The 8,882-nt window shown below is 71.0% G+C and carries 7 protein-coding genes; 6 read left to right on the forward strand and 1 reads right to left on the reverse strand.

Annotated features, from left to right (window positions below; translation table 11 throughout):
• Window positions 1–90: 90 nt before the first annotated feature.
• Genes ACZ7NC_RS28760 through ACZ7NC_RS28775 form a run of 4 tightly spaced genes read left to right on the forward strand, consistent with a single transcriptional unit; the run spans window position 91 to window position 3,670 of the window.
• Window positions 91–1,023, forward strand: a complete 933-nt coding sequence (locus ACZ7NC_RS28760) for an ABC transporter ATP-binding protein (RefSeq protein ID WP_471492392.1) — start codon at window positions 91–93, stop codon at window positions 1,021–1,023.
• Window positions 1,020–1,754 carry an ABC transporter permease gene (locus ACZ7NC_RS28765; RefSeq protein WP_471492393.1) on the forward strand — a complete coding sequence of 245 codons (735 nt, stop codon included), beginning with the start codon at window positions 1,020–1,022 and terminating at the stop codon, window positions 1,752–1,754. Before ACZ7NC_RS28760 ends, ACZ7NC_RS28765 begins: the two co-directional genes overlap by 4 nt.
• 25 nt (window positions 1,755–1,779) lie before the next feature.
• Entirely contained in the window at window positions 1,780–3,033 is a 1,254-nt protein-coding gene (locus tag ACZ7NC_RS28770) for a sensor histidine kinase (protein ID WP_471492394.1), read from the forward strand.
• Window positions 3,026–3,670, forward strand: a complete 645-nt coding sequence (locus tag ACZ7NC_RS28775) for a response regulator (protein WP_471492395.1) — start codon at window positions 3,026–3,028, stop codon at window positions 3,668–3,670. The genes ACZ7NC_RS28770 and ACZ7NC_RS28775 overlap by 8 nt, the downstream gene beginning before the upstream one ends.
• A gap of 51 nt (window positions 3,671–3,721) precedes the next feature.
• Here the strand turns inward: ACZ7NC_RS28775 and glgX are convergent, their stop codons facing one another.
• Window positions 3,722–5,968 (reverse strand): glycogen debranching protein GlgX, encoded by a 2,247-nt coding sequence (gene glgX / locus ACZ7NC_RS28780; RefSeq protein ID WP_471492396.1) that lies wholly within the window; start codon window positions 5,966–5,968, stop codon window positions 3,722–3,724.
• 158 nt (window positions 5,969–6,126) lie between these two features.
• On the opposite strand from glgX, the gene ACZ7NC_RS28785 reads away from it, so the two are divergent.
• Entirely contained in the window at window positions 6,127–7,365 is a 1,239-nt protein-coding gene (locus tag ACZ7NC_RS28785; RefSeq protein ID WP_471492397.1) for a L,D-transpeptidase, read from the forward strand.
• Between the two features lie 181 nt (window positions 7,366–7,546).
• On the forward strand, window positions 7,547–8,785 hold the full coding sequence (locus tag ACZ7NC_RS28790) for a L,D-transpeptidase (RefSeq protein ID WP_471492398.1): 1,239 nt from the start codon (window positions 7,547–7,549) through the stop codon (window positions 8,783–8,785).
• Window positions 8,786–8,882 lie beyond the last annotated feature (97 nt).

Here is an 8,882-nt window from a genome sequence, read left to right on the forward strand (position 1 = left end):
GGTCGTACCCCGCCATCAAGCGATCGGGTGATGTGTCTTCGAGCGCGACGGCCGATGTGGCGGAACCCGCCCCGCCGCGACCCTGATGCCATGTCCGTCATCGAAGTCACCGACCTGCGCAAGTCCTACGGCGGCCGCACCGTCGTCGACGGTGTCTCCTTCGCCGTCGAAGAGGGCGAGATCTTCGGCATCCTCGGCCCGAACGGCGCCGGCAAGACCACCACCGTGGAGTGCGTCGAGGGCCTGCGCGTCCCCGACGCGGGCCGGGTCCGGGTCACCGGCCTCGACCCCGTCGCCGACCACGACCGGGTCTCCCACGTCCTCGGCGCCCAGCTCCAGGAGGGCCGCCTGCAGGAGAAGCTGACCGTGCGCGAGGCGCTCCAGCTGTACGCCTCCTTCTACCCAAGGCCCGCCGACTGGCGCCCGCTCGCCGAACGCCTGGGCCTGGCCGACCGGCTCGGCACCCGGTTCGGCAAGCTCTCCGGCGGCCAGAAGCAGCGTCTGTTCATCGCGCTCGCCCTGGTCGGCAACCCCCGGATCGTCGTCCTGGACGAGTTGACCACCGGCCTCGACCCACGGGCCCGCCGCGACACCTGGCAGCTCATCGAGGACATCCGCGCGAACGGCGTGACCGTCCTGCTCGTCACCCACTTCATGGAGGAGGCACAGCGCCTCTGCGACCGGATCGCCGTGATCGACAAGGGCCGGATCGCCGCCCTGGACACGCCGGCCGGACTGATCCGACGCTCCGCCCGCGCCACCATGATCTCCTTCACCCCGTCCGGGCCGCTGGACGACAACGAGCTGAACGCGCTGCCCGCGCTCGCCTCCGTCGAGCACAAGGACGGCCGGATCACCCTGGCCGGCAGCGACGAGACGGTCAACGCCGTCATCACCCTGCTCGCCCGCCACCGCATCACCGCCCACCAACTACGCGTCAGCGACGCCACGCTGGACGACGCCTTCCTGGACCTGACGGACACGAACATGACGGACACGAACATGACGGAGACCACGCCATGAACACCGCCGTACTGCGCACCGAGGCCCGTCTGCTCGCCCGCGAACCCGGCAGCCTCTTCTGGATCCTGGTCTTCCCGCCCCTGCTGCTGGCGATCCTCGGCGCCGTCCCCGCGTTCCGCGAGCCCCAGGACGGGCTCGACGGCCTGCGCATCGTCGACACCTACGTACCCGTGACCGTCCTGGTCGGCATGATCGTCGCCGGAGTGCAGTCCATGCCGGTGGGCCTGACCGGCTACCGGGAACAGGGCATCCTGCGCCGCATGTCCACCACCCCCGTGCGGCCGTCGGCGCTGCTGTCCGCGCAGATGCTGGTGCACGCCCTCGCCGCGGTGCTCTCGGCGCTGCTGGCCCTCGCGGTCGGACGGCTCGGCTACGACGTACGACTGCCCGGACAGCCGTACGGCTATCTGCTCGCGCTTGTTCTCGCGGTCCTCGTCGCGCTCGCCCTGGGGTCGGTGATCTCGGCGGTGTCCGGGACCGTGAAGATCGCGGGTGCCATCGGGACGGCGGTGTTCTTCCCCATGCTGTTCTGCGCGGGGGTGTGGCTGCCGGTGCAGGCCATGCCCGATCTGATGGCCGACATCGTCGGGTTCACGCCGTTCGGCGCCGCGGCCCAGGCCCTGAACCAGGCCACGGCGGGCGACTGGCCCGGCTGGGCCCACCTCGGCGTCATGGCGGTCTGGACGGTCGCGCTGTCGGCGGCGGCCGCGCGCTGGTTCCGCTGGGAGTAGGCGGCCGGCCGTGCAGACTGAAGGCATGACCGCGGCGGACACCGACATCGAGCGGCGCTGGGAACTCATCCGCAGCAAGGGGCCCTACGGGCTGCTCGCGGTCGCCACCCTGCTGGCGGTGGCCACCGCCGAACTGACGCCGGGCACGGCGGAACGCGTCACGGTCGCGGCGCTGGTCGCCGCCGGCTTCGCCCTCCAGCTGTGGTGGGGCCGGGCGAGCCGCACCCGCCCGGGCCCGTCCACCGCGGGCACCGTGTACTACGGCGCGCGCTGGGCGCTCGGCTTCGTGCTCACCTGGCTGAATCCGTTCTTCGCGTTCTACGCCGTCACCGGCTACTTCGACTCCGACGAGCTGATCCCCGGCCGGCGCCTGCGGTGGATCGGCCCGTTCGCCTGCTCGATCGCCGTCTCGGGCTCGCAGGCCGGCGGGCTGCCGTTCCACGAGCCGGCGCAGTGGGCGTTGTTCGCCGCGCTGCTGGTGATCAACAACGTCATCCTGACGGTGGTCGGCCACCTCACCCACCAGCAGGAGGAACGCTCCCGCGCCCGGGCCGCGACCATCGCCGAACTCGAACGCACCAACGCCGCCCTGCAGCAGGCACTGGAGGAGAACGCCGCCCTCCACGCCCAACTCCTCGTCCAGGCCCGGGAGGCCGGCGTAGCCGACGAGCGCCGTCGGCTGGCCGCAGAGATCCACGACACCATCGCCCAGGGCCTGACCGGCATCATCGCCCAGCTCCAGGTCGTCGCGAACGCCCCCGACCTGCCCACGGCCCGCTCCCACCTCGACCGTGCCTCCGCCCTCGCCCGCCACAGCCTCGGCGAGGCCCGCCGCTCGGTGCACAACCTCGCCCCCGTGGCCCTGGAGAACGACGGACTTCCGCAGGCCCTGAAGAGCACGGTCGCCGAATGGGCCGAACGAACCGGTGTCCCCGCCGAGTTCACGGTCACCGGCACCGCCGAGCACCTGCACGACGAGATCTCGGCGACCCTCCTGCGGATCGCCCAGGAGGCCCTCTCCAACGCCTCCCGCCACGCCCACGCGACCCGCGTGGGAGTCACCCTCTCCTTCCTCGGCGACGAGGTCATCCTCGACATCCGCGACGACGGCCGCGGCTTCGACCCGCTGGACCTCCCCGAGCGCAGCAGCAGCGGTGGCTTCGGCCTCGCCGGCATGCGCGCCCGCGCCGAGCGCATGGCCGGCTGCCTCACCGTCGAGTCCGAACCGGGACGCGGCACGGCACTGTCGGCTCGCGTACCTTTGGTGCGCCATGAGTGACGAGGCGGCCATCTCCGTGTTGATCGTCGACGACCATCCCGTCGTACGGGACGGTCTGCGCGGCATGTTCGAGTCCGCGCCCGGCTTCGTCGTGCTCGGCGAGGCGGCGAGCGGCGAGGAGGCCCTGGAGCGGGCCGCCGAACTCGACCCCGATGTGATCCTCATGGACCTGCGCATGCCGGGCGGCGGCGGGGTCCGGGCCATCGCCCATCTCACCCGCACCGGCGCCCGTGCCAAGGTCCTCGTGCTGACCACCTACGACACCGACTCCGACACCCTCCCCGCGATCGAGGCGGGGGCGACGGGCTACCTGCTGAAGGACGCCCCGCGCGACGAACTGTTCACGGCGGTCCGGGCCGCCGCCGAGGGCCGTACGGTCCTCTCCCCGGCCGTCGCCTCCCGACTGGTCTCGGCTGTCCGCACACCGAAGTCCCCGGGCAACGAGCCCCTGTCCGCACGCGAGCGTGAGGTTCTGGCCCTCGTCGCCAAGGGCACCCCCAACCGCGAGATCGCCCGCGAGCTGTTCATCAGCGAGGCGACGGTAAAGACCCACCTCAGCCACCTGTACGCCAAGCTGGGAGTGAACGACCGGGCGGCGGCGGTGGCGACGGCGTACGAGCGGGGGATCCTGGGCTGAGCGGCTGTCAAAGGCGGGCGGGGAGGGTGGGGGCGCCGGGGCGCAATCCCCTCACCCCACCACCCGCAGCAGCAGCACCGCCCGTGCCGGCACCGTGATCGCCTCTCCCGCCCGATGCTCCACGCCCGGCGCCTCCCCCTGAGCCTCCCTGGACGTGTCGACGACGACCTCGTACCGCTCCGCCCACGGCGGCCCGGGCAGCACGAAGCTCACCGACCGGTCCCCGGCGTGCAGTACGGCCAGAAAGCTGTCGTCGACTATCGGCGCCCCGCGCTCGTCCCGGCCCGGGATGTCCCGCCCGGACAGATACATGCCCAGCGTGTCGGCGGGCGCGTACCAGTCCCGTTCCGTCATCTCCGCGCCCCGCGCGGTGAACCAGGCCAGGTCCCGCAGCCCGTCCACCGAGTGCGCCCGCCCGGAGAAGAACGCCCGCCGCCGCAGCACGGGATGCCGGTGCCGCAGCTCGATCAGCCGGGAGGTCAGGTCGAACAGCGCCTTCCAGCCCGGCTCCTCCAGCAGCCCCCAGTCCAGCCAGCTGATCTCGTTGTCCTGGCAGTAGGCGTTGTTGTTGCCGCGCTGGGTGCGCCCCAGCTCGTCGCCCGCGACCAGCATCGGCACCCCTGTCGACAGCAGCAGCGTCGTCAGCAGGTTCCGCAACTGCCGCCGCCGCAGCGCCCGTACCCGCTCGTCGTCCGTCTCGCCCTCGGCGCCGCAGTTCCAGGCCCGGTTGTCGTTCGAGCCGTCCCGGTTGCCCTCGCCGTTCGCCTCGTTGTGCTTGCGCTCGTAGGACACCAGGTCCCGCAGCGTGAAACCGTCGTGCGCGGTCACGAAGTTCACGGAGGCGTACGGCCGCCGCCCGCCCCACGCGTACAGATCGCTCGACCCCGACAGCCGGTACCCCAGATCCCGTACGTCCGGCAGCGCGCCCCGCCAGAAGTCCCGTACGGCGTCGCGGTAGCGGTCGTTCCACTCCGTCCACAGCGGCGGGAAGGCACCCACCTGATACCCGCCCGACCCCACGTCCCACGGCTCGGCGATCAGCTTCACCCGCCGCAGCACCGGATCCTGCGCGATGACGGCGAGAAACGGCGAGAGCATGTCGACGTCGTGCATGGAGCGGGCCAGCGCGGCGGCCAGGTCGAAGCGGAAGCCGTCCACGCCCATCTCCGTCACCCAGTACCGCAACGAGTCGGTGATGAGCCGCAGGACATGCGGCTGGACGACGTGCAGGGTGTTCCCGCAACCGGTGTAGTCCGCGTATCGCCTCGCATCGCTCTGCAACCGGTAGTACCCCCGGTTGTCGATGCCCTTCAGCGACAGCGTCGGGCCCAGCTCGCCCGCCTCCGCCGTGTGGTTGTACACGACGTCGAGGATGACCTCGATCCCGGCCGCGTGCAGCGCGCGGACCATCCGCTTGAACTCGCCGACCTGCTGACCCGTCGTACCGGAGGCGGCGTAGGCGGCGTGCGGGGCGAAGTAGCCGATGGAGTTGTAGCCCCAGTAGTTGCGCAGCCCCTTGCGCAGCAGATGGTCCTCGTGCGCGAACTGGTGCACCGGCAGCAGCTCCACCGCCGTCACGCCCAGCTTCACCAGATGCTCGATCGCCGCCGGGTGCGCGAGACCGGCGTACGTCCCCCGCAGCTCCTGCGGGATCCCCGGGTGCAGCTTGGTGAACCCCCGCACATGCACCTCGTAGATCACCGAGTCCGCCCACGGTGTCTTCGGCCGGCGGTCGTCCGCCCAGTCGTCGTCATCGTGGACGACCACGCCCTTCGGGACGTACGGCGCCGAGTCCCGCTCGTCGCGCACGGTGTCCGCGACATGCTGCTGGGGCCAGTCGCGGACGTGCCCGTACACCTCCGGCGGCAGGCTGAAGTCGCCGTCCACCGCGCGGGCGTACGGGTCGAGCAGCAGCTTCGCCGGGTTCCAGCGGCCGCCGGTCCACGGGTCCCAGCGGCCGTGCACCCGGTAGCCGTAGCGCTGACCGGGCATCACACCCGGCACGAAGCCGTGCCAGATCTCGTGCGTCAGTTCGGTCAGCCGGGCCCGGGTCTCCCTGCCCTGTTCATCGAACAGGCAGAGCTCCACCGCCTCGGCCCCGCCCGCCCACAGCGCGAAGTTGGTGCCCGCCACCCCGTCCGGGCCGACCCGGAAGCGGGCGCCGAGCGGCACGGGCGTGCCGGGCCACACGGGCACGGCAGGAGCCTTGTGCCGCACGCCGTTCACGACGGCGGCCGGGCGCCCCTCCTCAGCGGCGACCGCCCCGGCCACCGCCTCCTGCTCGGCTGCGCTCGACACCTGTGGCCTCCCACGGCTCACGGACCACACAATGTGGAAGAAGAGCACCCGGTCGTCCCTGGCCGCGGCTCCCCGACGCGTTGTCCTCCCCAAGGTTCTGCCCACCGGTTGCCTCGCACTCACGTTTCCCCAGAGCTACCCCGGTCGTTGGGGTCTTCGTGAGGCACGTACAAGGGCGCGCGCGGCGCGCGGGGGCCGCTTTGGCCGCCGTACTGACATGGGCAGGACTGCTGGCCGGGGCCGCCGGCTGCACCACGGACGGCGGCGTGGGCGAGATGCTGGGCAAGGCGCCGGCGCCCGAGGACGTCATCAGGGTCACACCCGACGACGGCTCCAAGGGCGCACGCCCCGACGACGCACTGCTCGTCCGCGTGCCCAGCGGGCGCCTGGAGTCGGTGAAGGTCGTCAGGTCCCAGGACGCCGAGGAGAGCCCGGTGCCCGGGCACATCTCCAAGGACGGCCTGCGCTGGGAGCCCGAGGAGCCCAGGCTCGCGCTGGCCGCCAGATACACGATCGACGCGGTGGCCCTCGACGGCCACGGACGCCGCAGCGCACGGCACACGACCTTCACCACGTACGTCCCCGACAAGCGGTTCATCGGATATGTCGCGCCCGAGGACCGCTCCACCGTCGGCACCGGAATGATCGTCTCCCTGGAGTTCAACCGGGAGATCGTGAACCGGGCCGCCGTCGAACGCGCCGTCCAGGTCACCGCCGAGCCGGCCGTGGAGATCCGCCCGCACTGGTTCGGCAAGGCCCGCCTCGACTTCCGCCCCCGGGACTACTGGAAGCCCGGCACCCAGGTCACCGTCGCGCTGCGCCTGCGGGACGTCGAGGGCGCGCCCGGGGTCTACGGACTCCAGCACAAGACCTTCTCCTTCACCGTCGGCCGCCACCAGGTCTCCCTCGTCGACGCCGTCGAGCACACCATGGAGGTCCGCCGCGACGGCGACCTGCTCGCCACCGTTCCGATCACGGCCGGCGCCCCCAAGATGACCACCTACAACGGCAAGATGGTCGTCACCGAGATGCTCGAACTGACCCGGATGAACGGCGCCACCGTCGGCTTCAAGAAGAAGAACGGCAAGGGCGAGTACGACATCCCGGACGTCCCGCACGCCATGCGCCTGACCGACTCCGGCACCTTCCTGCACGGCAACTACTGGGCGGACACCTCGATCTTCGGGCACGGCAATGTCAGCCACGGATGCGTCGGCCTCAGGGACGTCAAGGGCGGTGGCGCCGAGACACCGGCGGGCTGGTTCTTCGACCGCAGCCTGATCGGGGACGTCGTCGAGGTCGTCCGCAGCAATGACAAAAAGGTCGCTCCCGACAATGGGCTCGGAGGATGGAATATGGGCTGGAAGGAGTGGAAGGCAGGCAGTGCGGTGAAGTAACCCGACAGGGGGGTGAGTTGGGCGAGGACCTGCACCTGCCGAGCATCGGCTGATGTTGGAACGGAACGGTGACAATCGCGCGGCGCCGACGCGCCTGGCCTGGCGGTTAATATGCGCCGATGCGCGCGGCGGGCGCGCCGGGGGTGCGGGTCGGACCAGGCCCGGGGAGGGGAGTACGACTTTGAACATGCGGCCGATATCGGGGGCGTCGGTTGACGGACGCGGGCGCAGGCGAATGGGGCTGTCAGCGGTCGCGGTCGCGCTGCTGGTGACCGTCACCGCGTGCGGCGGGGACGGCGGGTCGGATTCGGGGGCCGGCGACGGGAAGGGCGGCGACACCGGCACGGCGGGCGCCAGGAAGTCGCAGGCCGTCGTGACCATAGCCCCGGGGGACGGCGCCAAGTCCGTCGACACCAGCGGTGCGCTGAAGGTGACCGCGGCCAAGGGCAAGCTGACTTCGGTCGAGGTCAAGGATGCCAAGGGTGCCGCGATAGCCGGGAAGATATCCGGCGACGGGGGCACATGGACGCCGTCCACGCACCTCGCCGCCGCCACGAAGTACACGGTGCACGCGGTCGCCAAGGACTCCGCGGGCCTGGAGGCCGCCAAGGAGGCCGACTTCACCACCCTGACGCCGAAGAACACCTTCCTCGGGCGCTTCACGCCGGAGGACGGTTCCAAGGTCGGCGTCGGAATGCCGTTCTCGCTGCGCTTCACCCGGGGCATCACCAACCCCGAGGACGTGGAGAAGGCGATCACCGTCAAGACCGAGCCGGCCGTCGAGGTCGCGGGCCACTGGTTCGGCAACGACCGGCTCGACTTCCGTCCCGAGAAGTACTGGAAGCCCGGTACGAAGGTCACCGTCGAGCTCGACCTCGACGGCGTCGAGGGCCGGCCCGGCGTCTACGGCGAGCAGGACAAGAAGGTCACCTTCACCATCGGCCGCAACCAGGTCTCGGTCGTCGACGTGAAGACCAAGAAGATGAAGGTCACGCAGGACGGCAAGGTCATCAAGACCCTCCCCGTCACCACCGGCAAGCCCGGGTACGACACCTGGAACGGCCAGATGGTCATGACCGAGAAGTTCGTCGAGACCCGGATGAACGGCGACACGGTCGGCTACGACGGCGAGTACGACATCGACGACGTCCCGCACGCCACCCGCCTGACCGACTCCGGCACCTTCATCCACGGCAACTACTGGGGCGGCGGCGCCTTCGGCAACTACAACGCCAGCCACGGCTGCATCGGCCTGCGCGACGTCAAGGGCGCCTACGACGGCAGCACACCGGCCGCGTGGTTCTTCAACCACTCGATGATCGGCGACGTGGTCGTCGTGAAGAACTCCAACGACGCGACCGTGGCTCCGGAGAACGGGCTGAACGGCTGGAACATGTCGTGGGAGAAGTGGAAGGCGTAACCCCGTCTCCCGGACCGCGGCCCTGGTGTACGACCTCATGCGGGGTACGGCACCGGGGCCGTTGCCATTGCCGTTGGCTCCGACCCCGGCCGGGTGT

The organism is Streptomyces sp. NPDC111802, assembly GCF_055634335.1.

What these genes read in the sequence shown, in the direction of transcription:
- ACZ7NC_RS28775 (WP_471492395.1), top strand. Translation starts at nt 3,026, where the DNA reads ATGAGTGACGAGGCGGCCATCTCCGTGTTGATCGTCGACGACCATCCC.
- ACZ7NC_RS28760 (WP_471492392.1), top strand. Translation starts at nt 91, where the DNA reads ATGTCCGTCATCGAAGTCACCGACCTGCGCAAGTCCTACGGCGGCCGC.
- ACZ7NC_RS28770 (WP_471492394.1), top strand. Translation starts at nt 1,780, where the DNA reads ATGACCGCGGCGGACACCGACATCGAGCGGCGCTGGGAACTCATCCGC.
- ACZ7NC_RS28765 (WP_471492393.1), top strand. Translation starts at nt 1,020, where the DNA reads ATGAACACCGCCGTACTGCGCACCGAGGCCCGTCTGCTCGCCCGCGAA.